Raw genomic sequence first — 26586 nt, forward strand, 5'->3', positions numbered from 1 at the left:
TTATTTATCCTTTTCCGAAGAGCGCCACGCCGAAGGGAGCGAGTAGCAGTCGCGGCCCACCGGCTGTGCTTCCTGCGCAGCAGGAACGATCAGACGGAAATTCCAGGGCTACGGAATCCAGCAAGGGGAACCATTCCCCGCCGGGCAAGCAAACGTACTGACTGGTGGAGCTGAAATTGAGCAGGCAGAGCAGCCGCCCCCAGGAGGCGTGGCGCACGATGCTCAGGATCTGGCGCCCCTCATCGGCCGCAAGGGCCATCTCCCCATCCCGGAAGCGCGACACCGGCAGGAGCTCCTTGCGCAGCCGGATCAGCTCCCGGTAGAAGGCGAACAGCCGGCCATGCTCGCCGACGCGGTGCAGGCCGAGGTCCAGCCGGGCCGAGCGGAAGGTGGTCTCATCCTGGGGGTCGGGCATCTCACCCTGATGCATGAAGGAGGCGAACTCCCTGCGCCGCCCCTCGCGCACCGCCGCCACCAGCCCGGGATCGCCGTGACTGATGAAATAGGGGAAGGGGGCCGGATCGGCATACTCCTCGCCCATGAAGATCAGCGGCAGGCAGGGGGAGAGCAGCACCGCCGCGGCCGCCAGCCTGAGCCGGGCAGGGTCGAGCCGTTCATGGGGCCGGTCACCGGCCATGCGGTTGCCCACCTGGTCGTGGTTCTGGGAGAATACCACCAGCCGGGAGGGGGGACAGTCGGCCGAAGAGCTGCCATGGCGACGCCTCCTGAAAACAGAATAGCCTCCGCTCAGCACGAAGCCCTGCTCAAAGGCCTTGACCAGTTGGCCGAAGGAGCCGAAGTCGGCATAGTAGCCGCTCCGCTCGCCGGTCAGAAAGGCGGTCAGAGCATGGTGAAAATCGTCGTTCCACTGGGCATCAAGACCATGCCCTCCCCGCTCCGGGGGGAGGATCACCCGAGTGTCGTTCAGATCGCTTTCGGCGATCAGGTACACGGGGCGCCCCAGGGCTTCCTGCCGGCGGTGCAGCTCACAGGCCAGTTCTCCCAGGATGTGTCGGGCGCCAAAATCAAATATACCATGGATGGCGTCCAGCCGCAGGGCATCCAGGTGGTAGTCCACAACCCACTGCAGGGCGCTGGAGATGACGTAGTGGCGGACCGGGTCGCTGTCCGGTCCGTCGAAGTTGACCGCATCTCCCCAGGGGGTGCGGTAGCGGTCGGTGAAGTAGGGACCATAGGGGTGCAGGTAGTTCCCCTCCGGTCCCAGGTGGTTGTAGACCACGTCCAGGATCACCGCCATCCCCCGGCCGTGGCAGGCGTCCACCAACCTTTTCAGCCCTTCCGGGCCGCCGTAGCTGTTCTGGGGGGCGAAGGGGAAGGTGCCGTCGTAGCCCCAGTTGCGCTCTCCCGGGAACTGGGCCACCGGCATCAGCTCCAGGGCGGTGACACCCAGTTCGGCCAGGTAGTCCAGGCGTGAAATAACAGCGTCGAAGGTGCCCTGGGGGGTGAAGGCGCCCACATGCAGTTCATAGATGATGTAGCGCTCCAAAGGCATGCCGCGCCACTCTCCGTCGTGCCACTGGTAGCACCCCTGGTCCACCACCTGGGATGGCCCGTGCACCCCCAGCGGCTGAAAGCGCGAGGCGGGATCGGGAAAGGCGGCCCCGTGGTCCAGGCGATAGCGATAGCGAGCGCCAGGGCCGACGCCGGAGACGACGCTGCTAAAGTAGCCGTCCCCCTCGTGGGCCAGGGGGATGGGCGGCCGGGCATCTTCCTCGATCAGCAGTGCCACCTCCCGCGCCCGCGGCGCCCAGACCCGGAAAAGGGTGCAGCCGTCTCCCAGGGGAAAGGCGCCAAGGGCGGCTTTCCCGCCGCCATATCCGGCGGAGTTGTCGCTCCATCCCGCGTTCATCGCCCCAGCTTCCCTGAAGGCACGCTGGCCGGAGGAGCGGTAAGCGTACGATCCATGACAGCCAACAGTCCCATGGCATGCCTCCCTTCGCCACCCAGCGGATCGTCGGAAATCAGGTCAGGGCTGGGAAAAGTGCCGAAGCCTTGCCGAAGCGGCCGGACAGGTGGATCTCTTCAATTGTGCCAGAGTTTAGCGGAAAGCATAGCTGCTTCGTCGAAGGAGAGGATGGGGCAGGGCCTAGGCCGCATCGCAGGAAGGATGCGAGAGAATGTCAATGATCTCACGGAGCACACGGTCGATTTCCTGCTGGTCTTTCAGATAATAGTCTGCCGCTGTCGAGGAACTCGCACCCACCCTGACTCCGAATATTCGCTCGTTGCGCAGGCGGAACACGTCCTCGTCCGTGGCGTCGTCTCCTACATACAACGCCCGCCCCGTACCCAGATAGCGCAGGGTGTCCAACAGGGCACGCCCCTTGCGAGGCGCACCCCGCGGTACGACGTTCTCCACGAACTTGCCTGAAATCCGCTCCGGAGCGGGCACCAGTGCCCCGATCGCCTCTATGATCGTCGCAAAGGCCTCACCCCGGCCTGCTGCGTTGCGATAATGGAGTGACAGCGACAGTCGCTTGTCTTCCAGGAAAATGCCGCTGGAAGTGCCGGCCAGAGACAGGTGAAGCTGTTGCTTCCAGCCGGCGCAGAGCTCCCTGAACTCCCGTTCGCGTTCCTCCCATCCGGGCAGTCCCTCCGCGCCGTGATTGCCCACAACCATGCACGGCTCAAAGCCGAGAAAGGATAAGGCATCCTCACGGCCACGGCCGGTCAGTATGACGACAGTTGCCATGGCACAAAGGCGGGCCATACTCTCCTGGATATGGCCGGGAATCACGATGGCCGACGGGTCGGCCACGATTGGCGCCAGGGTTCCATCAAGGTCAAAAGCCAGGAGCGTGCCTGCATCAACGAATGACCTAAGCTCCGTCAATCCGGCATCGTCCAGCAGGTAGCGTCCCGGTCTGTTCTGGATCATGATCTTTCTCCAATGCGCGCCGCCAGTTTTTCCCGCTGCCGGATGCGGGCAGCGTCCAGCAGCATCCTGCCGGCCCAGCGGTAGACGTTGAAGTCGCGCACCAGCATGCGCATGCTGTGCATCCGCTCGCGCTGTTCCTCTTCCGGCATGGTAAGCGCCCGATGGATGGCATCAGCGGTCTGTTCGATATGGTAGGGGTTGACAATCAGGGATTCGTGCAACTCATGAGCCGCCCCGGTGAACTGACTCAAAACCAGCACTCCCCGCTCATCCTCTCTGGCCGCCACGAACTCCTTTGCCACCAGATTCATGCCATCGTGCAGGCTGGTCACCACACAGACATCCGCCGCACGGTAGTATCGATTGACCTGTTCAGGTTCATGATGTTCGACCTTGAGGCAGATAGGCTGCCAGTTTCCACGGGAAAAACGCTGATTGATCCGGATGGCCAGGTTGCGGACCTGTGCTTCGAATGTCTGGTAATCCTCAAGCGCCGAGCGGGTTGGGGCGGCGATCTGAATAAGGGTGAAGTTGCCCACCAGTTCCGGATGCAGTTCCAGCATTTTCTCCACGGCCCGGAACCGTTCCAGGATTCCCTTGGTGTAGTCCTGGCGATCCACCCCGATGCCTATTCTGTGGTGCACGGGAAGTCCCAATGCCGCACGCACTTCGCTTCGGCACTGCTCGACGGAAGGCAGATTTTTCTCCCAGGCGGGCGGCCACTGGATCGAGATAGGATAGCTTTCCACCAGGGTCAGATTGCCACGTCGCGAGATGGTCGATGATTCATGTTCGATACGGGTTTCCAGATAACGATCAACGGTCTCAAGGAAATTCTTGCAATGGAAGGGGGTGTGGAAACCGAGGATAGTGCTTCCCAGCATCCCCCGCAGCAGCTCTTCCCGCCAGGGGCAAATACCGAACGACTCCGGGTTGGGCCAGGGAATGTGCCAGAAGGTGATTATGGTAGCCTTGGGCAGTGCCGCGCGGACCATGCCCGGTAGCAGAGCGAAGTGGTAATCCTGCACCAGTACCACCGGATCGTCGCTGTCCGCCTCCCGAACCACAGCATCGGCGAAGCGCTGGTTGATGGCCACGTACGACTGCCAGTCGCTGGTACGGAAAATGGGGCGCACATGGGCGATATGACAGAGCGGCCAGAGCCCCTCATTGGCAAAACCGTAGTAGTAACCGTTTTCCTCTTCCGTGGTCAGCCAGATGCGGCGAAGCCGGTATTCGGGATGATCGGGCGGGACGGCCACCCGGTCATGACGGTCGACGGTCTCCCGGTCGGCACTGCCGCTACCGTGGGCAATCCAGGTCCCGGAGCAGGCGCGCATGACCGGTTCGACAGCGGTTACCAGACCACTGGCGGGACGGTTAACTTCGATGCGGTCCTCTTTTTTGAGGTGGATATAGGGTTCCCGATTGGAAACCACGATGATCCGCTCTCCGGCCAACTGCTTATGCAACAAACTGCGCAGGGAATCGGGGCTCCAGGTAATGGTGGAGTCATCTGTGAAACGGCGCTCGACATCCATGCTCCGCAGCAGTGCCCGCAGGTCTCCCACCAGAGGCTGCAGTTCCGGATCCGGGACGTGCTGCTGCCCGAACGGGCGCAGGATCCCCTCGCCGCGCAGCATGGCCCGAACCCCTTCCATCCAGCCCCTCCAGCTCAGATGGGCCACGAATACCGTGATCAGTGAGATGACCACACCGAGTGCGGCAAACAGGGCGATGATATACTTGCGGGTCTCGGCGCTGCGGTGCTCGACAAAGCTCATGTCATGAACCAGCACCAGCCATCCGGAAAGTTTTCCCTCCAGGAACAGGGCATGGGCTGAGATATGAACCGCCCCTTGGGGCAGATTCGACACGATCGTGGATTCTCGTAGTGACGGATGGGGAGGGGGACAGGCGCGGGCGGCGGGGAAGTTGGGGGTACGATAGACAAGCTTCCCATCTTCATCGCAATACCCGATGGCCAACAGACGTTCATCCTGAGCGGCGCGCAGGAACAGCGCCCTGATCTTGGCCCTGTTTTCCGTTGCCAGGAACTCCTCCAGCGGTTCCCGCATGCTGCTGGCGATCATGCGGGAACGGATATCCAGGTCCCTGACAAACCAGCGCAGAGACAGCTTTTCCACCAACGGCACCACCGCAAAGGCCAACAGGGTCAGGGCCACGACGAGGGGAATAATGAAACGCAAAGACAAGCGAAGTGAACGAAGAGGCTTCATGCATACTCCTTTGCAGCAGAGGTTCATACCCGGTGCCGTGCTCCCCCCGGAGGGGCGGAGCACGGCTCGGAGGTCGTTCGTCGGAACGCATATGCATCATTATCGATATACCGCAGATTTTTCCATAGTTGTCGGTTCCTCAGCCTAGTCCCGGGATCGCTATGCTTGCAGGGGCAGGGGCTTGATCCCTTCCGCGGCGAGTATCCGCACCACCAGCTCCATTCCCTCCCGGACGCAGCGCCGCTGTTCGTCCGACAGCGTATCCAGCCCCTTGATCAGCATGGACTGGGCGACCTCGGGGGCATCGGCAAGGATCTTTTCTCCTGATTCGGTCAGGTTCAGCTCAACCACCCGGCGGTCCTGGCGGGAACGTACACGCGTGACCAGTTCCTTGGCCTCCAGGCGATCGAGGATACCCACCACCGTCGCCGGATGCAGGCACATGCGACGCGCCAGTACCGACACCATCAGTGGAGATTCGCATTTCAGGATCTTCAGCGCCCAGAGCTGGGGAGCGGTCAGTCCGGTATCCCTGACCACATCCTTGGAATACGCGCTGACAGCCTGATAAATTCTCCTCAGATTGTCGATGATATCTCCGATTACCTCTTTCCTGTCATCCATGGTAGCTTCCCCCAAAATTGCCTTGACAAAATACACTTGCCGGGACAAATAATTTGTCACACAAACTATATTGACACGCAGGCGCTTCGTCAAGGCAATGTTTCATCACAACAAACGGCGGCCGACAACAAAGCCCTGCCTATCTCCACCCTCCAGCGCGAACAACCGGCCCTTTCCCCGCCGGTTGTTCGCGTTCCCAAGGATCTCCCGTGCGGCCAAACATATCCGAACAGTTCACCCTCCTCGCCAGCGTCGTCAAGTGGACCTGCTATGCCTCGATCGTCGGCATCCTGTCAGGATGCGGCACAACCCTGTTTCTCTGGGCACTGGCCCAGGCGACCCGGCTGTTTGCCCTGATCCCCGACTACTATCTGCTGCTCCCCGTTACCCTGGTCGTCTGCAGCCTGTTCGTCACCCGCTTTTCGCCGGCCAGCGTCTGTCGGGGAACCGACGCTATCATCGAGGCGGTCCACCAGAACATGGGGAGGATGCCGCTTCTCTCCCTGCCGATCAAGCTGATCGCCACGGTGGTCACCATCGCCGGCGGCGGGTCGGCAGGGAAGGAGTGCCCCAGCGCCCAGATCGGCGCCGGCCTGGCCTCGGCCTTCGGCCGCCTCATGAGGCTGGATGACGTTGACCAGCGCAAGCTGGTCATCTGCGGTATCAGTGCCGGTTTCGCCACCGTATTCGGCACCCCCATCGCCGGCGCCCTCTTCGGCGTGGAGGTGCTGGTGCTGGGCCAGATGATGTACGATGTGCTCTTTCCCTCCTTTGTCGCCGGGATCATCGGTTTTCACGTGGCTTCCCAGCTGGGGGTTGAGTACCCCCACCTGGTGGCCAGCGCCATCCCCCGGCTCACCGGCTGGAGTTTCGCGGAGATGCTTCTGCTGGGAGTCTGGTGCGGCCTGATCGCCCTGCTGTTCATCGAAATGATGAAGTTGAGCAAGCGCCTGTTCAACCCGTGCGCCGGGAACGCGATCCCCAAGGCGCTCCTGGGGGGGACGTTATTGGCTCTGATCGGCAAGTTCCTCTCCACCAGCTACCTGGGGCTGGGGATCGACACCATCGAGGCGGGGCTTAAGGGGACGGTGCTTCCGGTGGAAGCCTGGCTGGTGAAGAGCGTTGCCACCGCCATCACCCTCGGCAGCGGCGGCAGCGGCGGGGTGGTCACGCCGATCATGTTCATCGGCGCCTCGGCCGGCAACCTGTTCGCCTCGCTGTTCAACGAGCCGCAGATCGCGACCTTCTCTATCATCGGCATGGCCGCGGTTCTGGCGGGGGCGGCAAACACTCCCATCGCCGCATCGGTGATGGCCATGGAGCTGTTCGGCGCCGGAATCGCGCCCAATGCCGCCGTGGCCTGCATGGTCAGTTTCCTGATCGTCGGCTACCGCAGCATCTACTCCAGCCAGGTCCTGGGTATCCAGAAGAGTACGTCACTCAAGGTGGAGACGGGGAAACCGCTGTCGCAGTTCCGGAGAGCCCGGGTCAACCACCGGGAGAAGTCCCTCGTGGGGCTGATCGAGCGGGGGACGCACCGGTTGCGGGATATCTCACGCCATGAGCGGCGCACCCCGCACAAAGAGGGGCGCACATCGATTGAGAGCGAAGGGACCGGCAAAGACACCGGTGTGAAGCAGGACAGCGGGGAATAAGGCGGTGGACGAAAGAGGGGGGCAGGAGTAGCAAGTTCAGGTTTCAGGCGTGAAAGCATCTGTTTCCGGGGATTCAGCTCATACGTCGGGGACGACCGAGTGCCGCGGCGGGTGAGAGTCGGGGCGGTCCATCTCCTCCAGGTATTTCAGCACGAAACGCTGGGCAGCCTCAACTGCCCGGGATATGTCCCAGTTCTCCAGGTTGCGCTCCTCCACAAGGTTGCTGATCCCCCTGATCTCAAGGCAGTCTACGCCGTAACGCAGGCAGACCAGGGCAACAGCTCCCCCCTCCATGTTCTCGGCCAGGGCGCCGAAGCGGTGCACCAGTTCCTCCCCCTTGAGGGTTGTTCCGCTGCAGGTGGAGACGGTCACGAAGCGCCCCCTGGCCAGGCCGATACCGCAGTAGTCGGCCAACTGCACGGCTTTTTCGGAGATATGGCAGGAGAGCGGGATCTCGTTGTAGTAGCGCCGGGTGCCCTGCACCAGGTAGGGAAGCTTCATCTCCCGCAGTCCCAGCCAGCCCAGGGAGGTGAGCGCCCCTTCGTCCCCCAGGATCTCCACGCTTGCCACCGCCAGGTCGCCGATGGCAAGCCCACTTCCCGGATAGGCGCCGGCGCAGCCGGTGTTGATCACCAGTCGCGGCTTGTGGCGCTCGATCAGGGCGGCGGTGGCTGCCGCGGCATTAATCTTGCCGACTCCGGCCACGCAGATCACCACCGCTATGCCACCCAGCATGCCGTTCACGGTCGCAAAGGCGGGGGTATTCACCCGCGAGGCCGCCACCAGCGCCTTTTCCAAAAGCTTCGCTTCCTGGCGGACGGCGGTTATGATCAGGACAGGTCTCATGCTGGCGCTTCCCTCTGTACTGAAACGGGGCTGAACTCTGTTCAGCCTCTCCGGTCCAGTTCCACGGCGGCATAGGCGGAATGGTTGTGGATCGACTCGAAATTCTCCGTCTCCACCGAGAACCAGGTGATATTCTCCATACCGGCCAGGCGGGAGTAAGCCTCACGCACCATGTCCTCCACAAAGCGGGGGTTCTCGTAGGCCTGCTCGGTGACGTACTTCTCGTCCACCCTCTTCAGCAGGGAGTAGAGCGGGCTGCTGCCGCACTGCTCGATCAACTCCACCAGGTCCTCGATCCAGATGAAATCCCGGTAGCGCACCCGTACGGTCATGATGCTGCGCTGGTTGTGGGCGCCATGGATCGCCAGTTCCCTGCTGCAGGGGCAGAGCGAGGTGAGCGGTACCCTGACCCCCAGGACGAAATCCAGGGTGTCGGTCAGGGAGGCGCTGAACTCGCAGCTATACTCCATCAGGCTCCTGGCGCCGGAAACCGGGGCACGCTTGTCGATGAAGTAGGGGAACTGGATCTCCAGATGGGCGCTGGCCGACCCGAGCCTGGCCTTCATCTCCTCCAGGATCGTCTCCAGCTTGTCCAGGGCGATCTGCTCGCGGTGGCGGTTGAGGATCTCCACGAAGCGGCTCATGTGGGTTCCCTTGAACTGGTGCGGCAGGTCCACGTACATGTTGACCCGCGCCACGGTGTGCTGGAGCGAGCGATTTTTGTCCATGACCACGATGGGGTAGCTGATGTCCTTGACCCCCACCTTGGAGATAGGTATGCGGCGGTGATCCGGCCGCTTCTGCATGTCTGGCATGGCCTGGGCCGGGGAGCTGCCGGGCGTCGCGCCCGGTGTCGCTGTTTTCTTCTTCATATGCCTTCCTGACGGTTAAATCCGTTCTTCCTCCTGCGCCAGGGTCAGCCGCAGGACCTCTTTCCAGACGGCATCGCGCCCGTCGCGGGAAAGGGCAGAAAAGTGCAGCAGTTCGTTCCTGTCTCGCTTGATGGCGCTGGCGATCAGCGCGGTCTGCTTGGCACGTTCGACCTTGGAGAGCTTGTCGCACTTGGTCAGCACGAAAATCGGCGGGATGTCATAGGTCTCCAGCCATCCCAGCATCTGCAGGTCGCCGTCCGAGGGGATGCGGCGGATGTCCAGGATCAGCACCACGGCCCTCAGGTTTCCGCGCCGGGCAAGATAGGTCTCGATCATGGGACCCCACTGCTTGCGCACATCGGGGGGGGCCTTGGCATAGCCGTAACCGGGCAGGTCCACCAGGGTCAGAACACCGTTGATGTCAAAAAAGTTGATCAGCTGCGTTCTTCCCGGCGTGGAACTGGTCCGCACCAGGGACTTGCGGTTGGCCAGTACATTGATCAGCGACGATTTGCCCACGTTGGAGCGCCCGACAAAGGCGACCTCCGGCAGGGTTTCAAGAGGATAATCCTTAGGTTTTACTGCGCTTTTTATAAACTCGGCCTTAATGACCTCCATGGTAATCCTCCGTGAGCGGCATTATACTGTTCCGTTCTTCACGGATACAAGCGCTTATTTCCCCGGCAGGGGAAAGAGCGAAATGCTGTGGTGTTCGAACCGCGGGTGTGCTATAGAGAGTTACGTATTGGTTCCTCTCCTCCAACAAACAGGTGACAGGTCCCGATGATACCGACTGATCCCGACATAGAGTCGCACAGGACACTGAGCGGTACGGAGCCGCAGGCTGTACTGATCTTGCCCTTCAACCCCGGGTTTGCCGGACGGAGAGCGGGGATTCGGCAGCGCAAGACCCCCGACCGCGACAATCCTTCCCACGGTATCTTCCCCTGCCTTACCAAGAACACAGACCTCACCCACTCAACCCACGTTTTCACCGTCTTCTCGAGTAGTTCACCAGGCAGCACCCCCATCATTCAGCCAAGGCAGGGCCACAGACACGTTAACCGTGAACCTCGGACACCCACGTCCGGCAACCACCATCAGGAGGAAATGCACATGGAAAGCGTAAACGCAAAAGATCGTCATGGACACACGCCGCTGATCAATGCCGCAAAAGAGGGACAGAAGGAATTCGTCATGGATCTGCTGCGTCGCGGTGCGGACGTCACCGCCACCAGCATGAAGGGCAAGACCGTGCTGCACTATGCCGCAGCCAACGGCCACACCGAGATCGTCCAGATGCTCCTGGAGAAGGGCGCCGGCGTTGACGTGCGCGACCGTGAAGGGCATACGCCGATCATGCTGGCAGCCATCTACGGCTGCAACAAGACCATCCAGGCCCTGCTGGACGGCGGCGCCACCCCCTCCATCAAGACCTCGGCCGGCACCACGGCGGCCCAGTACGCTGAAAACAACAGCCACCCCCTGGCAGCCGCCCTGCTGAAGAAAGCCGAACGCGCAAAACCTGGCAACGCCTGATCGGATCGGACAGAACAGACCTGAAACGCGGATGTTCGCGGGGTGCACTTCCTCCCGCCTCATCCGCGTTTCACATTGACGCCCTCATCATGGACACCCTCTCCCGATTGATGTATACACATCATAGCGAGCAAACACCGCATTCACGAGGAGGTTACCCATGTCACGCCGCATATTCGCCATCATCGCCTGCCTGCTCTTGCTGAGCGCCTGCAGCACGGTACCGATCACCGGCAGATCCCAACTCAACCTGATCCCCGGCTCTTCCATGCTCTCCATGAGCCTGCAGCAGTACGACCAGTTCCTGAAAGAGCACAAGCTGAGCACCAACCAGGAGCAGACCCAGATGGTAAAACGGGTCGGGCTGAAAATACAGAATGCCGTCGAACGCTACTTCGCCTCCAACGGCCTCAGCAGCCAGCTGGCCAACTACAAGTGGGAGTTCAACCTGGTGGAGGACAAACAGCTCAATGCCTGGTGCATGCCGGGGGGCAAGGTGGTGGTCTACACCGGCATCCTGCCGGTGACCAAGGATGAAACCGGCCTGGCGGTGGTCATGGGGCATGAGATAGCCCACGCCATTGCCGAGCATGGCAACGAGCGCATGAGCCAGGGGCTGATGGCCCAGATGGGTGGTGTGGCCCTCTCCACGGCCCTGTCGACCCAACCGGCAGCGACGCAGCAACTCTGGATGGCAGCCTACGGCTTGGGTTCGCAGTACGGGGCGATCCTCCCCTACGGCCGCCTGCAGGAAAGCGAGGCCGATCACCTGGGGCTGATCTTCATGGCCATGGCCGGCTACTCCCCAAACGAAGCGGTGGGATTCTGGCAGCGCATGGCGGCCCAGAAGGGGGGAAATACGACACCGGAGTTTCTCAGCACCCACCCTGCGGACGCGACCCGCATCCAGAACATCCAGCGCCTGATACCCGAGGCGATGAAGTACTATCGACCCTGAGACGCTCCCGGCGGCGCAGACGTCCGGTCAGGGGTGCTGCTCTCCACAAAAAAGCGGCGCCCCGGACACCGGTATGATGCCTGCCCGCTCTCCCCGCTCCATCAGGCAGTGGATGGCCCGCACCCCCTCGTCCCCCAGGTCGACTGAGAAGTCATTGACGTAAAGTTGGATGTGGGCGGCGCAGACCTCCCTGCTCATCTCCTGGGCATGCTCGCCGATGTAGCGGGCCGCCTGCTCCGGGTGTGAGCGGGCAAATGCCACGCCGTCTGCCAGGGCGCGCTCCACCGCCGCGATGGTCGCCCCCCCCAGGGAACGGCGGGCAACGATCCCCCCCAAGGGGATCGGCAGTCCGGTCTCCCCCTCCCACCACTCTCCCAGGTCCACCAGCTTGCGCAGGCCATACCCCTGGTAGGTGAAGCGGGATTCGTGGATGATCAGCCCGGCATCCGCATCTCCCCGCAACACCGCGTCCATGATCTCGTTGAAAGGCATCACCAGGAAGTTCGTGAGCCCCGGATTGAACAGGCGCAGCAGTAGCAGGGCGGTGGTATAGCGACCCGGCACGGCGATGGTCTGGGAGCCCAGGTCGCAGGGATCGATGCTCCGCGACGCCACCAGCAGTGGCCCGCAACCGCGCCCCAGGGCGCTGCCAGCGCGCAGCAGTGCATAGTCATCGCGGATATGCCCCAGGGCATGGTAGGAGACCTTGCTCACATCCAACGCGCCGGCCAAGGCCAACCGGTTGAGGGTCTCCACATCCTCCAGACGCTCGCGATAGGAGATACCAGAGGTATCCACCAGACCGTGTACCAGCGGATAGAACATGAAGGTGTCATTGGGGCAGGGTGAAAAGCCGAGCGAAAGGGTACGTTGTCCGTTCATGGGTACTCCCGAGAGGGTATGGGGGACGGCTCGACCAGGAGGGGGTGGGACTACCGGCTCAGGCAACCGGCAGATCCACATCCTCCCAGTCGATCCAGTCCACGTGGAATGTGTCCACATAGCGGTCCACGGCCTGCCCGATGGTGGGAAAGAAATTTTTCGTTCCCAGCTGGGTAAACAGGCCATAGCGTTTGAGATGGTCCTTGACCGGCCCCTTCATCTGGGCAAAGCAGAGCTCGATGCCTGAACGCTCCAGTTCGTCATCCAGTTCGGCCAGCACGTCGGCGGCCGTGATATCAATATCGGTAACCGGCTCGGCCGCCACCACAATCCACCTGGTGGGCGTGGGGGCACAGGAGACCGCCCTGAGCGCCTGCTCGCGGAATATCTCGGCGTTGGCGAAGAACAGGGGGGCATCCCAGCGGAAGAGCACCAGCCCCGGAATCTGCCGCGCCTCGGGGTGGCGGGTTATGTCGTGGTACCCTTTCATGCCATCGATGCGCCCCAGGACGGCGCAGTAGGGACGCCAGGCACGCCAGATGAAAGCCAGAAGCGCCATGCCCACGGCGATGAAGATCCCCTGGATGACCCCCAGAAAGACCACCCCCAGGAAACAGACCAGGGAGAGGTAGAACTCTCCCCGCCGCACTCCGTACAGCCGTCTGACCGCGGAGACCTCAACCATGGAACTACAGGCGAAGATAACCACCGCCCCCAGGGCCGCCGTGGGGAGCTGTCGCATCAGACCGGGAGTGAAGAGCAGCAGCAGGGCGATGAGCAGCGCGCCCACCACGCCGGTCATCTGGGTCCTGGCGCCGGCCGATTCCGCCACCGGTGTGCGGGAGGCGCTGCAGCTCACCGGAAAGCCCTGGAAGAGGCCGCAGGCCAGGTTGGCAAAGCCAAGGGCGACCAGTTCCTGGTTGTCATCCACGTAATAGCCGCCGCGCAGGGCGTAGATGCGCGACAGCACGCTCATCTCGGCGATGCTGACCAAAGCGATAGCCAGGGCGCCGGCACAGAGGGAAATCCATTCCGCGGGGCTGGATACCGGAATGCGGAATGCCGGCAGCCCCTGGGGCAGGGCCCCCACCACCGCCACCTGCGCCAGGGGAAGCAGCGTCACGGCCAGGGTGGCGGCGATCAGGGCTGCCAGGACCCCGGGAAAGCGCGGGGACCAGCGCTTAGCGCCGAACATGATCCCCAGGCAGGCGAGGCCAACCAGACAGGCGGTGGGGTTGACCATCCTGTCCCGCACCCCACGCGTAAGGCCGGCGGCCAGACTCAGGAAACTGTCCCCCTTGACCGAAAAACCGAGGATCTTGGGGAGCTGCCCCAGCATCAGGGTCAGGGCGATACCGTTCATGTATCCGTAGCGGATCGGCTTGGAGAGCAGGTCGGTTATGAACCCGAAGCGGGCGATGCCGGCCAGGACGCAGAGAACGCCGGACATGAGGGCCAAGAGCGCGGCAAGGAGCGCGGCGCGACCGGCGTCACCCGCTGCCAGGGGGATGACCGTGGCGCCCACCAGCGCCGCAAGTGCCGAATCCGGCCCCAGCACCAGGATGCGGCTCGGCCCCAAGAGTGCGTACGCCACCATCGGCACGATGGTGGCGTACAGGCCGCAGATAAGAGGCAGGCCGGCTGCTTCGGCATAGCCGATTCCCACCGGCGCCATCAGTGCCGCCAGCACCACCCCCGCCGCCAGATCGCGCGTAAGCAGGTGCCGGTCGTAGCGCCGCAGCACGGCCACTCCCGGCAGCCAGCGACGCACGTTGACCGTACGGACGCTACGGATCAGGGTGGCGACCGTCTCCGGAGCGTTCAGGGACATACCCGGTCAATGGGACGCTTCGCCATGCTAGACCAGCAGGTTTCCGTCATCGATGATCACCATCTCGCTGCCATCGGCCATCACTGCCGTCAGGGTGGGGCGATAGAAGACGTAGTCCTCATGAAAGGGGGCGCTGACCGTACCGCCAAAGCCGGTGTTGTCCCCCAGGGCGATGTGGATCGTGCCCAGTATCTTCTCCGCCTCCAGCACGTTGTCGGGGCGACTGGCCCGGTCATTGGTGCCGATGCCCAATTCGGCGATGTTGCGGCAGGTGGCGTTCTCGGCGAACCTGGCCTCCAGCATCCCCCTCTGCTGCTCGTCCCCCTCCATGGCAATCACCACCCCCCGTTCAACGGTACAACACAGTGGCTGCTCCAGCTTGCGGGTCGGCCCCCACTCGATCACCATCACGCCACTGCTCTCCCCCTCCAACGGCGCCAGGTAGACCTCTCCGGCAGGCAGGTTTCCGAAACTCCCCGGAGCGATCAGCAGGCCGTCGTCCCCCTCGGCGTTGCGTCCCCGCTTGCTTATGCGCATGTCCGTGCCGTTGGGCGTGCGGACCAGTAGCCAGTCGGCCCGGTTGACCGCCTGCGCCAAGCGGGCCGTGCGGGCCGCCAGGGCCTGCCAGTCAACGGTCATGGAGCCGTGGAACATGTCCGGGTCGAAATGCGGCAGACTGGCGAAGCGGGCGCCGGTATCGTTGGCCAGGGCCCGGTAGCGGGTGTGGCTGGTTGAGTTGTTGCTCATGGCGATGATGACATCGGCCGCATCCTGCCGAAGGTCCAGCACGATCCGCCTGGCACGGGAGAGGTCATCGTCCGTGGCCTGCTTAGCCAGCAGCTTCTCCAGCAGTCCGGCCCGGACCAGTTCGTCCACCGCAGCTTCGCCGAAGGTGGCCCGCCAGAGCGTCTCGGGCGGCTCGACCCCCGACGCAGAGGTGGCCGGAAACTCCACGAAACAGGCGTTGCCCCAGCAGCTCCCGGCGAATTCGGCGGCAGCACGGGCAGTGGCGTTCAGACACAGCCGGCGGTCGCGGTCGATGTCGGCCAGCGTTTCATCATCGCGGATGGTGTCGCTAAAGACCAGCACCCGCTCCCATTCCCCGGCCTCGGCAGAACAGTAGGGGCGCATACCCATGTTGATTTCGAAGAGTGACCTGAATGCTCCCTCAAGACTGTTCATGTCCGTTTTTCTCCTGGCTAAGATAGGGCAAGCGACATCTTCTATAGCACAGAAACAACAGGGAGGGAACAGCATCGACGCCACCCCGGCCCTGATTTCCCTTGCCTCGCGAGGCGCCACTGTGCAACCATGCGTGCGGCGCGGAGGCACGGTCCGCATCCGTCTCCGCGCTGCCAGACACTCCACCCTTTTCCCGGGGCGGGGGGAACGGCAATCGTCTGCAAGGGGAGTCAACCATGAGCAGGAGGGCAAAAACCAGGCGGGTCGACCCGCTGGCGGAGGAGCGCACTCTCTGCCAGAGCAGCCGCGAGCGCGCCCTTTTGAAGATGTGCGTCGTCTACCCCAACCACTACCGGACCGCCATGAGCAGCCTGGGATTCCAGACCGTGTACCGCCTGCTGACCACCACGCCCGGCATCCACTGCGAACGAGCCTTCCTGCCGGAACGGGACGACCTTGAGGAGCAGCGCCGCAGCGGCCTGCCACTGCTCTCCCTGGAGGGGAGGCGCCCCCTGTCCGATTTCGACCTGATCGCTTTTTCCACCTCCTTCGAGCCGGACTACGTCAACCTGCCGCTCATGCTCGACCTTGCCCGCATCCCGCTCTACAGCCACCAGCGGGACGAATCCCTCCCCCTGGTCATGGCGGGAGGGGCGGCCCTGTTCCTCAACCCGGAGCCGGTGGCTGATTTTCTGGACCTGGTCTGCATCGGCGAGGGGGAGGAGATCCTCCCCTCCCTGGTTTCGACACTCATGGCGCCCACCAGTTCCGATCGCCGGGAGCTGTTGACAGCCCTCTCGCGGCTGCCCGGCATCTACGTCCCCCGCTTCCATCACCCGCGCTACGAGTCGGGCAGGCTGGCCGGCTTCGAGCACGATCCGGGCAGTGCCGGCTTCATCCCCCGAGTCAGCGCGGAACTGGAGCGCCACCCACCGGCGCAGACGGTGATCCTGACGGAGAACACCGAGTTCGGCGACATGTTTCTGGTGGAGGTGAGCCGCGGCTGCCCCCACGGCTGCCGTTTCTGCGGCGCCGGATTCATTTACGGCCGCTTCCGCCAGCAGCCCTACCAGGCCCTCGTGGACGCCATCGAGCGGGGCCTGGAGCACCGCGGGAAGATCGGCCTGGTGGGTGCGGCGGTCTCCGACTACCGCGACATCGGACGCCTCTGCCGCCATGTCGTGGAACGGGGCGCCAAGGTGTCGGTCTCCTCCCTGCGCATAGACCGGACCGACCCGGACATGCTGGACGCCCTGGTGGCATCCGGCCACAAGACCATCTCCCTGGCCCCCGAGGGAGGCTCCCAGCGATTGCGCGACCTGATCCGCAAGAATTTGACCGAGGAACAGATCCTGGATGCCTGCGAGCGGATCATCGCCCGCGACATCCTCAACCTGCGGCTCTACTTCATCATCGGCCTCCCCACGGAGACGGAAAGCGACCTGGAGGAACTGGTTCGCCTGGTCACGACCATCCGCCAGCGGGTGCTGGAACGGGGCCGGGCCAACCGCAGGCTGGGCACGATCACCCTCTCCATCAACCCCTTCATTCCCAAGCCGTTCACCCCCTTCCAGTGGTGCGGCATGGAAGCGCTCCCCTCACTGGAGGCCAAGGTGAAGTACCTGGAGCAGAGCCTGCGCGGTATGGCCAACCTGCAGCTCAAGGTGGAGAGCCTGAAGGGGTGCTACCTCCAGGCCCTGCTTTCCCGGGGGGACCGGCGCTGTTCGGCCCTTCTGGAGTTGATGGCCAGGGGGGCCAGCCTGAAGAAGGCAGCCAGGGACTGTGCCATGGACACGGACGAACTGGTCCGACGCGCCATCCCGCTGGACGAACCGCTTCCCTGGGACCTGATCGGCAGCGCCGACAAGGAGCAGCTCAGGAAAGATTTTCAGTTGGCCTTCGGGACTAATGAAGATCGGACTGCCTGAGCGCACGCTGATCCTGTCGAAGCAGGGGCGGATGACGGGCAAAAAAAACCCGGCTCTCAAGGAAGGGGGAACAGAGAGCCGGGCGCAGGGGGGATGTGCATTCCCCCCGGGAAAGGAAAGAGATCAGTCGACGGACTTCCTCAGGAAGGTGGGGATGTCGTACTGGTCTTCGTTCTCTTCGGAATAGGGGGCAAGGTTGACCTGGGGACGGATGCGGCTGACCCCTTCCGTCTGCTGACGGTCGCGCTTGTAGGTAGGGATATCCAGGATGTTCTTGGCGGGGGTTGCCTTTTCCATCAACGGCATGGCGCTCTTGCGCAGGTCACGACCGGCCTCGGCGTCGAAGCGGTCGCCGAACCCGGTGGCGATGACCGTCACCTTGATGGTCTCGCCCAGGTTGTCGTCCCTGACGACACCGATCTTTATGTTGGCCTCGGGATGCACCTTCTCGTGAACGATGCGGTTAACCGTATTGTAGTCGTCCATGGTCATCTGGTCCGAGCCGGTGATATTCACCAGCACACCCTTGGCGCCGGAGATGTCGTTGTCCTCCAAGAGCGGGCTGGAGATGGCGCAGTTGACTGCGTCGGCAGCGCGGTTCTCGCCGGTACCGGTGCCGATGCCCATCATGGCCATGCCGCGCACGCTCATGACGGTCTCCACGTCGGCGAAGTCCAGGTTCATCAGGCCGGTGGAGGTAATCAGCTCGGATATGCCTTGCACGGCCTGGCGGAGCACGTCGTCGGACGGCTTGAAGGCGTCGAACAGCGACATGTTCTTGCTGGCCATGCTGATCAGACGGTCGTTGGGGATGATGATCAGTGAGTCAACGTGTTTCTTCAGTTCGTTGATGCCCCGATCGGCCTGGTCCATGCGTGCCTTGCCCTCATAGGTGAACGGCTTTGTGACCACCCCTACGGTCAGGGCGCCGGACTCGCGGGCCACCTCGGCGATAACCGGAGCCGCGCCGGTTCCGGTGCCTCCGCCCATGCCGGCGGCGATGAAGACCAAGTCGGCACCCTTCATGGTTTCCTGCAGCGTATCGCGATCTTCCTGGGCCGCATTCATCCCCACTTCCGGCTTGGAGCCCGCGCCAAGCCCCTTGGTCAGTTCGCGACCAAGCTGGATCTTGACCGGCGCCTTGGAGATACGCAGGGACTGCGCATCGGTATTGGCAACGACAAAATCCACCTTCTCCAGTGTACTGGCGATCATGGTGTTCACGGCATTTCCGCCACCTCCGCCCACACCGACAACTTTTATGACTGCGCCCTGCTCTATGGTTTCATCATACTCGAACATCCCCGTTCCTCCCTTCGGTCAGTAGCCCTCGCCGCGCTGCTCAACTTTAAGCATATTTTCATCCGTTTTGGAAGTAAAAAACCGTCTCACCAGCCCACAAAATAACCGTGCCAGCATTCCTCACCCGGGCTGTCCCGACCGGCGTAGAGGTGATGCCTTTCCCTAGAAGAATTCACCGAACCAGGACTTCATCCTGCCCAGCACGGAACCGAACAGCTTGTTCTCCGGCTTGACGCTGGGGAACTCCCGGGCGCCCGAATTGCGGCTGCCATAGACCACCAGGCCGACGCCGGTGGCGTACACCGGAGAGTTGACCACGTCGATCAGGCCGCCGATGCGCTGGGGCACGCCGCGCCGCACCGGCAGATTGAAAATCTGCTCGGCCAGCTCCGGCATTCCCTCCAGGATGCTGGTTCCGCCGGTGATGACCACGCCGGAGGCGATGGAGTCCTCCAGGCCGGACTTGATGATCTCGCGGTTGACCAGGGAGAAGATCTCCTCCACCCGGGGTCCCAGGATCTCGCAGAGCACGTTGCGGGACAGTTCCCGCGGCTTACGGCCGCCCACGCTGGGCACCTCGATCTTGTCATCCTTGCCCACCAGACTGGACAGGCAGCAGCCGTATTTCTGCTTGATCTTCTCGGCCTCGGCCATGGGGGTGCGCAGGCCGACGGCGATATCGTTGGTCAGGTGGTTACCCCCCAGGGAGAGCACCGAGGTGTACTTGATAGCCCCGTCGGCGAAGATGGCGATGTCGGTGGTGCCGCCGCCGATATCCACCAGGCAGACTCCCAGCTCTTTTTCATCGGCCGACAGCACCGCCTCGGAAGAGGCCAGCTGTTCAAGCACGATGTCTGCCACGTCCAGGCCGGTGCGGTTGCAGGACTTGACGATATTCTGGGCGCTGGCAACGGCGCCGGTGACGATGTGCACCTTGGCCTCCAGCCGCACGCCGCTCATGCCCAAAGGCTCGCGGATGCCGTCCTGCTCGTCGATGATGAACTCCTGGGGCAGGATATGGATCACCTCGCGGTCCATGGGGATGGCGATTGCCTTGGCCGCGTCGATCACCCGGCGGATATCCTCCTGGTTGACCTCGCGATTTTTGATGGCGATGACCCCCTGGGAGTTGGTTCCCCGTATATGGCCGCCGGCGATGCCGGCATAGACCGACTTGATCTCGCATCCCGCCATCAGCTCGGCCTCATTGATCGCCTTGCGTATGGCGCCTACGGTGCTCTCGATGTTGATCACCACTCCCCGGCGCAGGCCGCTGGAAGGACTGGTTCCGATGCCGACGATGTCGATGCCGTCCTCGGTTACGTTACCAACGATTGCGCAGATCTTGGTTGTGCCGATATCAAGTCCGACTATAAGATTGTCTCTTCGCGTTGCTGACATGCTTCCCCCTGCCTGTCCTGTGACGTCATGTATTTTGATCAGATCTTCTTGACTATGATTTTATCGTTGTAATCCAGGTCGATGTACTGGATCAACTGCTGCTGCTCCATGAGATTGCGATAGATGCGCGAGAGGCGCCCCAGTTTGGCGGCGAAATCGGCCGTCCCCACCTTGACCGGAAGCGATCCCGATGCGGTGAACAGGGTAAAACCGTACCCCTTGTCGTAATGGATCTCCGATACGTCGGCAAGGATAAAGCCGCATTTCTGGCGCAGAAGGGTCAGCAGTTCGCAGGTCGCCTTCAGCGCCTCCTTCATGCCGGCCGGATCGTTGTCCAGGTCCTCTTCGCTGAAACCGGTCACCACAGGGTAGTCCAGGCGGTCCCCCTTGCTCAAGGTCTTGAAGACGGTGCCGTTTTTGTCCAGATAGTAGAGGTAGCCCATGTTGACCACCGCCAGCGGCTCGCGCTCGCTGATGGTGATGGAGAGGCCGTCCGGGTAGAAGCGGCGGATGCGCACCGTCTCCACCCAGGGGTTCTGGGCCAGCTGTTCGCCCATCTTCTTCAGGTTCAGGCGCAAGAGGTCCCGCCCCGGCTCCACATCGGCGACGGCCATGATCTCCTGGCGGGTCAACCGCTTAGTGGGAGATATCCTGATCTCCTTCAGGCGGAACAGGGTCAGCGAAGTTATGGCATGATAGCCCATGAACAGCGCACCGCACACCAGCGCAACACCTGCCAGGCCGAGGAACGCCGCTCCCAGCGGGCGCAGGTATTTTTTCAGGTTCAGCGGCTTGCGCTGCTTCTTGGCCCGGTTGGAGGATGACTGTTTGCGCTGGTATCGTGGGGAGGCATAATCCCGCATGGCTTTACCCCGTTTTCACCGACAGGTCGGCAGACAGGATGATCCGTTCCACCAGTTCCTCGAAGGGGAGATCGGCTCCCTTGGCCGCGATCTCCGGCAGCAGACTGAGCGCCGTCATACCGGGCAGGGTGTTCACCTCCAGCACGTAGCACTCCCCTGCGGGAGTCACCAGCAGGTCGACCCGGCTGTAGCAGCGGCATCCCAGGGCATGGTGGGCGGCCAGGCCGACCCGCAGCGCCTCTTCGTAGAGCCCCTTCTCCAGGCGGGCGGGAAAGAAGTGCTCGGCCATGCCATCGGTGTACTTGGCCTCAAAATCATAGAATTCGTTCCTGGACACGATCTCGATGGCACCCATGGGGCGGTCGTCCAGGATGCCGACCTGCACCTCCTGCCCCTTGATGAACTGTTCCACCAGGATCTCGTCGTCATGACGGAAGGCCAGCTTCACGGCAGCAGCCAGCTGGCTCTCCTCCTTGACGATGGAGATACCCACCGAAGACCCTTCCTGCACCGGCTTGACCACCAGCGGCAGGCCGAAGCTGAGGTGGCTGAGGGAGACCCGCTCCCCGCGCCGGAAATGGTGGAAGGGGGCGGTGAGGATGCCGGCACTGACGAAGGCCTGCTTGCTGTAGAGCTTGTGCATGGCCAGGGCGCTGGCCAGCACGCCGGAACCGGTGTAGGGGATAGCCATCAGCTCCAGCAACCCCTGAACGCAGCCATCCTCGCCATAGCGCCCGTGCAGGGCGATGAAGGCCGCGCCGATGCCTTCGCGGCTCAGGACCAGGGGGAGGTCCCTGGCCACGTCCACGCTAAGGGCGTCGAACCCCCTGGCCACAAGTGCCTGGCACACGGCGGCTCCGCTGGCTAGGGAGACTTCCCGCTCGGCCGAGAGCCCGCCCATGAGGACGGCAATCTTTCTGGATCTGATGTCATTCATAACGTTACTCCTCGCCAACTATACGCACTTCCTCCTCCAGGGTCACCCCGCAAGAGGCCAGAACCGCTTTTTTCACAACCCGTGAAAGTTCCAGGAAATCTCCGGCAGTGGCGCCTCCCGTATTCACCAGGAAGTTGCTGTGCACCTGGGAAACCTGGGCGCCCCCCACCCGCTCGCCGCGCATGCCGGTGGCGTCGATCAGCCGCCAGGCGGTCTGGCCGGCGGGGTTCTTGAAGAATGAGCCGGCGCTGGGAAAACCGACGCTGTGCTTGGCACGGCGCAGCTCCAGGTCTTTGCGGATCTCCTCCTCGGTCTGCTCAGCCTCGCGCTGGTCCAGCCTGAACAGGGCTTCCAGAATGATGTCCCCCGCTGCCAGATCCAGATGGCGGTAGCCATACTCCAGCTCGTCGCGGCCGAACTCCCTGACGTTGCCGTCATGCAGCAGGGTCAGGGATTCGGTCCGTTCCATGATACCCGTGCCGTAGGCGCCGGCGTTCATCCTGATGGCGCCGCCAACGGTGCCAGGGATGCCGGAGATGAAGCCGATCCCCCCCAGCCCCTGTTCCTGGGCGAAGCGCACCACCGCCAGGTTCTCGGCCCCGGCCCCGGCACGGATGCGCCCCTGGCCGAGAGCCTCGACACGGTTGAAGCGCTCCAGGGAGATGACCGCCCCCCGGATGCCGCTGTCGCGCACCAGCAGGTTGTTGCCCCTGCCGATGGCCAGCCAGGGGATGCCCCTCTCCTTGAGCTGGCGCAGCAACCCCTGCAGGTCGTCCGCATCCTCCGGAATGGCGAACAGGTCCGCGGGACCGCCCACCCTGAGGGAGGTATGGCGGCTCATGGGTTCGTCAGCCAGAAGCAGGCCGCGCATGTTCAGCCCGGAGAGATTCACGAGGTTTTCTCCAAAAGCGTCACCAGCGCCTCGCCCTGCTGCCAGATGCTGCCGGCCCCCAGGGTGATGACCATGTCCCCCTCCTTGACGATGCCCAGCAGATGCTGGGGGATCAGCTCGCGGTTAGGGATCCAGGTGACATCCTTCTGGCCGTGCCTGAGGATCTCCTGGGAAAGGCGTTCCGCCGTGGCCCCCTCGACAGGCTGTTCCCCGGCGGCATACACATCGGTCAGGATCAGCACGTCGGCATCGTAGAAGGCGGTGACGAACTCGCCAAACAGCTCGTGGGTGCGGGTGTAGCGATGCGGCTGAAACACGGCCACGATACGCCGTTCCGGCCAGCCCAGCCGCGCGGCGGCCAGGGTCGCCTTGATCTCCGCCGGGTGGTGGCCGTAGTCGTCCACCACCGTGATCCCCCTGGGTTCCCCCTTGATGGTGAAGCGCCGCCCCACGCCGCCAAAGCGGGAGAATCCCTCCTGGATGGCGGAGAAGGGAACGTCCAGCTCCAGGGCAACGGCGATGCAGGCCATGGCGTTGAGCACGTTGTGGGCCCCCGGCATGGTGAAGGAGATCTCCCCCAGGCGGTACCCCTTGAAGTGGGCCGTGAAGCTGGTGGTGAACCCGTCATGCCTGACATGGGTGGCGCGGATATCGGCCTGGGAGGAGAGGCCATAGGTCATGTAGCGTTTCTTGACCCGCGGCAGGATGGCGCGGATGTTGGGATCGTCCAGGCAGAGCACCGCCATGCCGTAGAAGGGCACCTTGTTGATGAACTTGACAAAGGTATCCTTGATCTCCTCGATGCCGCCGGAGTAGTGGTCCAGGTGGTCGGCGTCGATGTTGGTGACCACGGCGATGGTGGGGGAGAGCACCAGGAACGAGCCGTCGGACTCGTCCGCCTCGGCCAGCAGGAACTTGCCCTGTCCCAGCTGGGCGTTGGTGCCGATGGCGTTCAGCTTGCCGCCGATGACGATGGTCGGATCGATGCCGGCGTGCCCCAGGATGGAAGCGGCCATGGAAGTGGTGGTGGTCTTGCCGTGGGTGCCGGCGATGGCGATGCCGAACTTCATGCGCATCAGCTCGGCCAGCATCTCGGCCCGGGGGATGACCGGCACGTGCAGGCGCTTGGCCTCCACCACCTCCGGGTTGTCGTCATGCACGGCCGACGATATGACCACCACGTCCACATCCTTAAGGTTATCCGCCTTGTGGCCAATGCCGATCTCCGCCCCCAGACGGGCCAAGCGCTCGGTGATGTCCGAGCCGCGCAGGTCGGAGCCTGACACTTTGTAGCCCAGATTCAGCAGCACCTCGGCGATGCCGCTCATGCCGATGCCGCCGATGCCGACGAAGTGGATTTTCTCGATTTTTCCGTACATGGGAATGCCTTTTCAGTTGGTTGGTGTGAGTATCTCGTCAACGATGATCCTGGCCGCATCAAGGCGGGCCATGGAGAAGGCCAGCTCTCCGGTGCGCCGCACCAGCCGCGGATCTCCTGCCAGTTGCAGGATCAGGGCCGCCAGCCGCTCCGCCGACAGTTCCCGTTCCAGCAGCATGAAGCAGGCCGACTGCCTGAGCAGCGCTTCGGCATTCCTGCGCTGGTGATCATCCACCGCATAGGGAAAGGGGATGAACAGGCAGGCCTTGGCCAGTGCCGTGACCTCGGCGATGGTGGTGGCGCCGGCCCGGCAGACCACCAGGTCGGCCCGGGCGTATTCACTGGCCATGTCGGCGATGAACGGCAGCACCCGCGCCTCGACCCCGGCAGAGCGGTAGGCTGCTGCCACACGCTCACGATCGCTTTCGCCGGTCTGGTGGGTGATGCCGAGCCTGACTGATGCGCGCTTGAGGAGCGGCAGGGCCGCCACCATGGCCATGTTGATGGCATGCGCCCCCTGGCTGCCGCCGAACACTAGCAGGTTGAAACGGGGACCGGGGACCCGGGATGCGGGACCGGTAGAATCCGTCATATGTTTTTCCTGGTCCCTGATCCCTGGTCCCTGATCCCTGGTCCCCAGCCGGTCCAGGATCTGCCGCCGCAGGGGATTGCCGGTCAAAAGCGTCCTCCTGCCGGCAAAGAAGCGGGACGACTCCTCCAGGGTAATGAAGATCCGGTCGGCAAAGCGGGAGAGCAGCCGGTTGGTCATGCCCGGCACGGCGTTCTGCTCGTGGATGAAGCTGGGCACCTGCCTGGTGCGGGCTGCCAGCAGCATGGGGAGCGAGGCATAGCCTCCCACCCCCAGCACGGCATCGGGCCGGAAGCGGTCCAGAAGGCGGCATGACTGGCGATAGCCGTTGAACATCATCGCCGCCCCGCGCAGCTTGCCCAGTCCTCCCTTGCCGCGGATGCCGGCTGCCGAGATCAGCTCAAGGGGAAAGCCGGCTGCCGGAACCGCACGCGCCTCGATGCCCCGCTCGGTGCCCACGAACAGTACCTGGTTGGCCGGGTCGCGGGAGAGGAACTCTTCGGCAACGGCGATGCCGGGGAAGAGATGGCCGCCGGTGCCGCCACCGGCAATGATCAGCTTCATTGACCCTCCGGCAGGCCGATGGGGGTGATCTTCAGCCCGGACGAGATATTGAGCAGAATACCGACGGCGAACAGGCTGATCAAAAGCGAGCTGCCGCCGTAACTGATGAACGGCAGGGCCAGTCCCTTGGTGGGAAACAGGCCGGTGATCACCCCCATGTTGACCGTGGCTTCGATGCCGAACAGGACCGCGATTCCCAGGGCCAGGAAACGGCCGAAGGCGTCGGGTGCAGCAGCCGCGATGCACAGTGCGCGGTACACCAGCATGACGAACATGGCGACAATGACCAGTACCCCCATGAATCCCAGCTCCTCCCCCACCACGGAGAGGATGAAGTCGGTGTGGGCCTCGGGAAGATAGAACAGCTTCTGCTTACCCTCCCCCAGCCCCTGGCCGAACAGGCCGCCGGTGCCCAGGGCCAGCCAGGACTGGATGATCTGGAATCCTTTGCCGGCCGGATCGCTCCAGGGATCGCTCCAGGCCTCCATGCGCCCCTTGTGATAGCCGTGGCTCAGCTTGTAGGCCAGAAGCGGCAGCGCCAACAGGACCATGGAGAGGATATGGGCCAGACGGGTACCGGCGGCAAAGAGCATGGTGAAAGCCACCGCCACCAGGGTCAGGGCTCCCCCCAGGTCGGGCTGGGCTGCCAGACAGCCGATCAGGAGGGCCAGGACAATCATGTAGGGGATGATTCCCGAGGCGAACTCCTTGATCTTGTGTTGCTTCTTGTCCAGGGAATAGGCCATGTACATGATCAGCGCCAGCTTTGCCATTTCCGACGGCTGCAGGTTGAAGCCGGGCAGCTTGATCCAGCGCGACGATCCGCCTGCCTTGCCGCCGATGCCCGGGATCAGCACCATCACCAGCAGCACCAGACAGAGCAGAAGCGCCGGAACCGCCATCCTCTTCCAGAAGTGGTACTCCACGCGCATGACTCCCAGCATGATCCCCAGGCCGATAACGGCGAACATCCCCTGGCGCTTGAGGAAGAAGAAGCCGTCATGGTAGCGCTTGTCGGCCATGACCGAGGAGGCTGAAAAGACCATCACCACCCCGAAGCAGGTCAGGGCGATGGCCATGGCCATGATGACCAGGTCATAGTTTTCGAGTTTCTTGAGCATACGCGTCCACGCACAATCGGAAAGAAGCTTGAGTCACACAACTGTCACGAGCTATCACAAAAAAACGCCGAAACGAGTCAAGG

General features: G+C 63.1%; 22 protein-coding genes. 4 read left to right on the top strand and 18 right to left on the bottom strand.

Features of this window, described 5'->3' with window-relative positions:
- Positions 1-4: 4 nt before the first annotated feature.
- From treZ to PPRO_RS16295, 4 genes are all read right to left on the bottom strand, one after another.
- Entirely contained in the window at positions 5-1870 is a 1866-nt protein-coding gene (gene treZ, locus PPRO_RS16280; RefSeq protein ID WP_011737079.1) for a malto-oligosyltrehalose trehalohydrolase, read from the bottom strand.
- Between the two features lie 237 nt (positions 1871-2107).
- Positions 2108-2899, bottom strand: a complete 792-nt coding sequence (gene otsB, locus PPRO_RS16285) for a trehalose-phosphatase (protein WP_011737080.1) — start codon at positions 2897-2899, stop codon at positions 2108-2110.
- The gene (locus PPRO_RS16290) at positions 2896-5139 is read right to left on the bottom strand and encodes an alpha,alpha-trehalose-phosphate synthase (UDP-forming) (protein ID WP_011737081.1); all 2244 of its coding nucleotides are present in this window, start codon (positions 5137-5139) and stop codon (positions 2896-2898) included. The genes otsB and PPRO_RS16290 overlap by 4 nt, the downstream gene beginning before the upstream one ends.
- A gap of 159 nt (positions 5140-5298) precedes the next feature.
- Positions 5299-5763 (bottom strand): MarR family winged helix-turn-helix transcriptional regulator, encoded by a 465-nt coding sequence (locus tag PPRO_RS16295; RefSeq protein ID WP_011737082.1) that lies wholly within the window; start codon positions 5761-5763, stop codon positions 5299-5301.
- A 209-nt stretch (positions 5764-5972) separates the two neighbouring features.
- Here PPRO_RS16295 and PPRO_RS16300 point away from each other — a divergent pair, with 209 nt between their 5' ends.
- Positions 5973-7418 (top strand): chloride channel protein, encoded by a 1446-nt coding sequence (locus PPRO_RS16300; protein ID WP_011737083.1) that lies wholly within the window; start codon positions 5973-5975, stop codon positions 7416-7418.
- A gap of 78 nt (positions 7419-7496) precedes the next feature.
- Here PPRO_RS16300 and mqnB read toward each other — a convergent pair whose 3' ends face one another.
- From mqnB to yihA, 3 genes are all read right to left on the bottom strand, one after another.
- Positions 7497-8264 carry a futalosine hydrolase gene (gene mqnB / locus PPRO_RS16305; protein WP_011737084.1) on the bottom strand — a complete coding sequence of 256 codons (768 nt, stop codon included), beginning with the start codon at positions 8262-8264 and terminating at the stop codon, positions 7497-7499.
- A gap of 41 nt (positions 8265-8305) precedes the next feature.
- Positions 8306-9079 carry a GTP cyclohydrolase FolE2 gene (gene folE2, locus PPRO_RS16310; protein WP_041532924.1) on the bottom strand — a complete coding sequence of 258 codons (774 nt, stop codon included), beginning with the start codon at positions 9077-9079 and terminating at the stop codon, positions 8306-8308.
- A 72-nt stretch (positions 9080-9151) separates the two neighbouring features.
- A complete protein-coding gene (gene yihA / locus PPRO_RS16315) occupies positions 9152-9754 on the bottom strand; it encodes a ribosome biogenesis GTP-binding protein YihA/YsxC (RefSeq protein ID WP_011737086.1) in 603 nt (200 codons plus the stop codon).
- Positions 9755-10252: 498 nt separating this feature from the next.
- Here yihA and PPRO_RS16320 point away from each other — a divergent pair, with 498 nt between their 5' ends.
- Positions 10253-10675, top strand: a complete 423-nt coding sequence (locus PPRO_RS16320; RefSeq protein WP_011737087.1) for an ankyrin repeat domain-containing protein — start codon at positions 10253-10255, stop codon at positions 10673-10675.
- Between the two features lie 160 nt (positions 10676-10835).
- Positions 10836-11633 (top strand): M48 family metallopeptidase, encoded by a 798-nt coding sequence (locus PPRO_RS16325; RefSeq protein ID WP_011737088.1) that lies wholly within the window; start codon positions 10836-10838, stop codon positions 11631-11633.
- A 27-nt stretch (positions 11634-11660) separates the two neighbouring features.
- Here the strand turns inward: PPRO_RS16325 and PPRO_RS16330 are convergent, their stop codons facing one another.
- The 3 genes from PPRO_RS16330 to PPRO_RS16340 are packed head-to-tail and all read right to left on the bottom strand — an operon-like array spanning position 11661 to position 15528.
- On the bottom strand, positions 11661-12515 hold the full coding sequence (locus PPRO_RS16330) for a 1,4-dihydroxy-6-naphthoate synthase (RefSeq protein ID WP_011737089.1): 855 nt from the start codon (positions 12513-12515) through the stop codon (positions 11661-11663).
- A gap of 58 nt (positions 12516-12573) precedes the next feature.
- Positions 12574-14346, bottom strand: coding sequence for a SulP family inorganic anion transporter (locus PPRO_RS16335; protein WP_011737090.1), 1773 nt, complete (start codon positions 14344-14346; stop codon positions 12574-12576).
- 27 nt (positions 14347-14373) lie between these two features.
- The gene (locus PPRO_RS16340; RefSeq protein ID WP_041532387.1) at positions 14374-15528 is read right to left on the bottom strand and encodes an aminopeptidase; all 1155 of its coding nucleotides are present in this window, start codon (positions 15526-15528) and stop codon (positions 14374-14376) included.
- 236 nt (positions 15529-15764) lie between these two features.
- On the opposite strand from PPRO_RS16340, the gene PPRO_RS16345 reads away from it, so the two are divergent.
- Positions 15765-17456: a radical SAM protein gene (locus PPRO_RS16345; protein ID WP_011737092.1), complete on the top strand. Its 1692-nt coding sequence runs from the start codon at positions 15765-15767 to the stop codon at positions 17454-17456.
- A gap of 123 nt (positions 17457-17579) precedes the next feature.
- Here PPRO_RS16345 and ftsZ read toward each other — a convergent pair whose 3' ends face one another.
- The 8 genes from ftsZ to ftsW all read right to left on the bottom strand — a co-directional run bounded on the left by ftsZ (position 17580) and on the right by ftsW (position 26503).
- Positions 17580-18758, bottom strand: a complete 1179-nt coding sequence (ftsZ, locus tag PPRO_RS16350) for a cell division protein FtsZ (protein WP_011737093.1) — start codon at positions 18756-18758, stop codon at positions 17580-17582.
- A 162-nt stretch (positions 18759-18920) separates the two neighbouring features.
- The gene (gene ftsA / locus PPRO_RS16355; protein ID WP_011737094.1) at positions 18921-20159 is read right to left on the bottom strand and encodes a cell division protein FtsA; all 1239 of its coding nucleotides are present in this window, start codon (positions 20157-20159) and stop codon (positions 18921-18923) included.
- A gap of 38 nt (positions 20160-20197) precedes the next feature.
- Positions 20198-21022 (bottom strand): cell division protein FtsQ/DivIB, encoded by an 825-nt coding sequence (locus PPRO_RS21305; protein ID WP_011737095.1) that lies wholly within the window; start codon positions 21020-21022, stop codon positions 20198-20200.
- 4 nt (positions 21023-21026) lie between these two features.
- The gene (locus tag PPRO_RS21310; RefSeq protein ID WP_011737096.1) at positions 21027-21959 is read right to left on the bottom strand and encodes a D-alanine--D-alanine ligase; all 933 of its coding nucleotides are present in this window, start codon (positions 21957-21959) and stop codon (positions 21027-21029) included.
- 4 nt (positions 21960-21963) lie between these two features.
- The gene (murB, locus tag PPRO_RS16370; protein ID WP_049759845.1) at positions 21964-22830 is read right to left on the bottom strand and encodes a UDP-N-acetylmuramate dehydrogenase; all 867 of its coding nucleotides are present in this window, start codon (positions 22828-22830) and stop codon (positions 21964-21966) included.
- 17 nt (positions 22831-22847) lie between these two features.
- Positions 22848-24230, bottom strand: a complete 1383-nt coding sequence (murC, locus tag PPRO_RS16375) for a UDP-N-acetylmuramate--L-alanine ligase (protein WP_011737098.1) — start codon at positions 24228-24230, stop codon at positions 22848-22850.
- A 12-nt stretch (positions 24231-24242) separates the two neighbouring features.
- Positions 24243-25382, bottom strand: coding sequence for an undecaprenyldiphospho-muramoylpentapeptide beta-N-acetylglucosaminyltransferase (murG, locus tag PPRO_RS16380; RefSeq protein ID WP_011737099.1), 1140 nt, complete (start codon positions 25380-25382; stop codon positions 24243-24245).
- Positions 25379-26503 carry a putative lipid II flippase FtsW gene (gene ftsW / locus PPRO_RS16385; RefSeq protein ID WP_011737100.1) on the bottom strand — a complete coding sequence of 375 codons (1125 nt, stop codon included), beginning with the start codon at positions 26501-26503 and terminating at the stop codon, positions 25379-25381. Before ftsW ends, murG begins: the two co-directional genes overlap by 4 nt.
- Positions 26504-26586 lie beyond the last annotated feature (83 nt).

The sequence above is a fragment of the Pelobacter propionicus DSM 2379 genome (assembly GCF_000015045.1).
GTDB classification, from domain to species: domain Bacteria; phylum Desulfobacterota; class Desulfuromonadia; order Geobacterales; family Pseudopelobacteraceae; genus Pseudopelobacter; species Pseudopelobacter propionicus.

Excerpts from the sequence above, each read along its gene's own strand:
- otsB (WP_011737080.1), bottom strand. The coding sequence starts at position 2,899 with ATGATCCAGAACAGACCGGGACGCTACCTGCTGGACGATGCCGGATTG.
- ftsA (WP_011737094.1), bottom strand. The coding sequence starts at position 20,159 with ATGTCAGCAACGCGAAGAGACAATCTTATAGTCGGACTTGATATCGGC.
- PPRO_RS16340 (WP_041532387.1), bottom strand. The coding sequence starts at position 15,528 with ATGAACAGTCTTGAGGGAGCATTCAGGTCACTCTTCGAAATCAACATG.
- treZ (WP_011737079.1), bottom strand. The coding sequence starts at position 1,870 with ATGAACGCGGGATGGAGCGACAACTCCGCCGGATATGGCGGCGGGAAA.
- yihA (WP_011737086.1), bottom strand. The coding sequence starts at position 9,754 with ATGGAGGTCATTAAGGCCGAGTTTATAAAAAGCGCAGTAAAACCTAAG.
- PPRO_RS21305 (WP_011737095.1), bottom strand. The coding sequence starts at position 21,022 with ATGCGGGATTATGCCTCCCCACGATACCAGCGCAAACAGTCATCCTCC.
- PPRO_RS16330 (WP_011737089.1), bottom strand. The coding sequence starts at position 12,515 with ATGAACGGACAACGTACCCTTTCGCTCGGCTTTTCACCCTGCCCCAAT.
- PPRO_RS16345 (WP_011737092.1), top strand. The coding sequence starts at position 15,765 with ATGAGCAGGAGGGCAAAAACCAGGCGGGTCGACCCGCTGGCGGAGGAG.
- ftsZ (WP_011737093.1), bottom strand. The coding sequence starts at position 18,758 with ATGTTCGAGTATGATGAAACCATAGAGCAGGGCGCAGTCATAAAAGTT.
- mqnB (WP_011737084.1), bottom strand. The coding sequence starts at position 8,264 with ATGAGACCTGTCCTGATCATAACCGCCGTCCGCCAGGAAGCGAAGCTT.
- murC (WP_011737098.1), bottom strand. The coding sequence starts at position 24,230 with ATGTACGGAAAAATCGAGAAAATCCACTTCGTCGGCATCGGCGGCATC.
- PPRO_RS16295 (WP_011737082.1), bottom strand. The coding sequence starts at position 5,763 with ATGGATGACAGGAAAGAGGTAATCGGAGATATCATCGACAATCTGAGG.
- murG (WP_011737099.1), bottom strand. The coding sequence starts at position 25,382 with ATGAAGCTGATCATTGCCGGTGGCGGCACCGGCGGCCATCTCTTCCCC.
- ftsW (WP_011737100.1), bottom strand. The coding sequence starts at position 26,503 with ATGCTCAAGAAACTCGAAAACTATGACCTGGTCATCATGGCCATGGCC.
- murB (WP_049759845.1), bottom strand. The coding sequence starts at position 22,830 with ATGCGCGGCCTGCTTCTGGCTGACGAACCCATGAGCCGCCATACCTCC.
- PPRO_RS16290 (WP_011737081.1), bottom strand. The coding sequence starts at position 5,139 with ATGAAGCCTCTTCGTTCACTTCGCTTGTCTTTGCGTTTCATTATTCCC.
- PPRO_RS16320 (WP_011737087.1), top strand. The coding sequence starts at position 10,253 with ATGGAAAGCGTAAACGCAAAAGATCGTCATGGACACACGCCGCTGATC.
- folE2 (WP_041532924.1), bottom strand. The coding sequence starts at position 9,079 with ATGCCAGACATGCAGAAGCGGCCGGATCACCGCCGCATACCTATCTCC.
- PPRO_RS21310 (WP_011737096.1), bottom strand. The coding sequence starts at position 21,959 with ATGAATGACATCAGATCCAGAAAGATTGCCGTCCTCATGGGCGGGCTC.
- PPRO_RS16335 (WP_011737090.1), bottom strand. The coding sequence starts at position 14,346 with ATGTCCCTGAACGCTCCGGAGACGGTCGCCACCCTGATCCGTAGCGTC.
- PPRO_RS16325 (WP_011737088.1), top strand. The coding sequence starts at position 10,836 with ATGTCACGCCGCATATTCGCCATCATCGCCTGCCTGCTCTTGCTGAGC.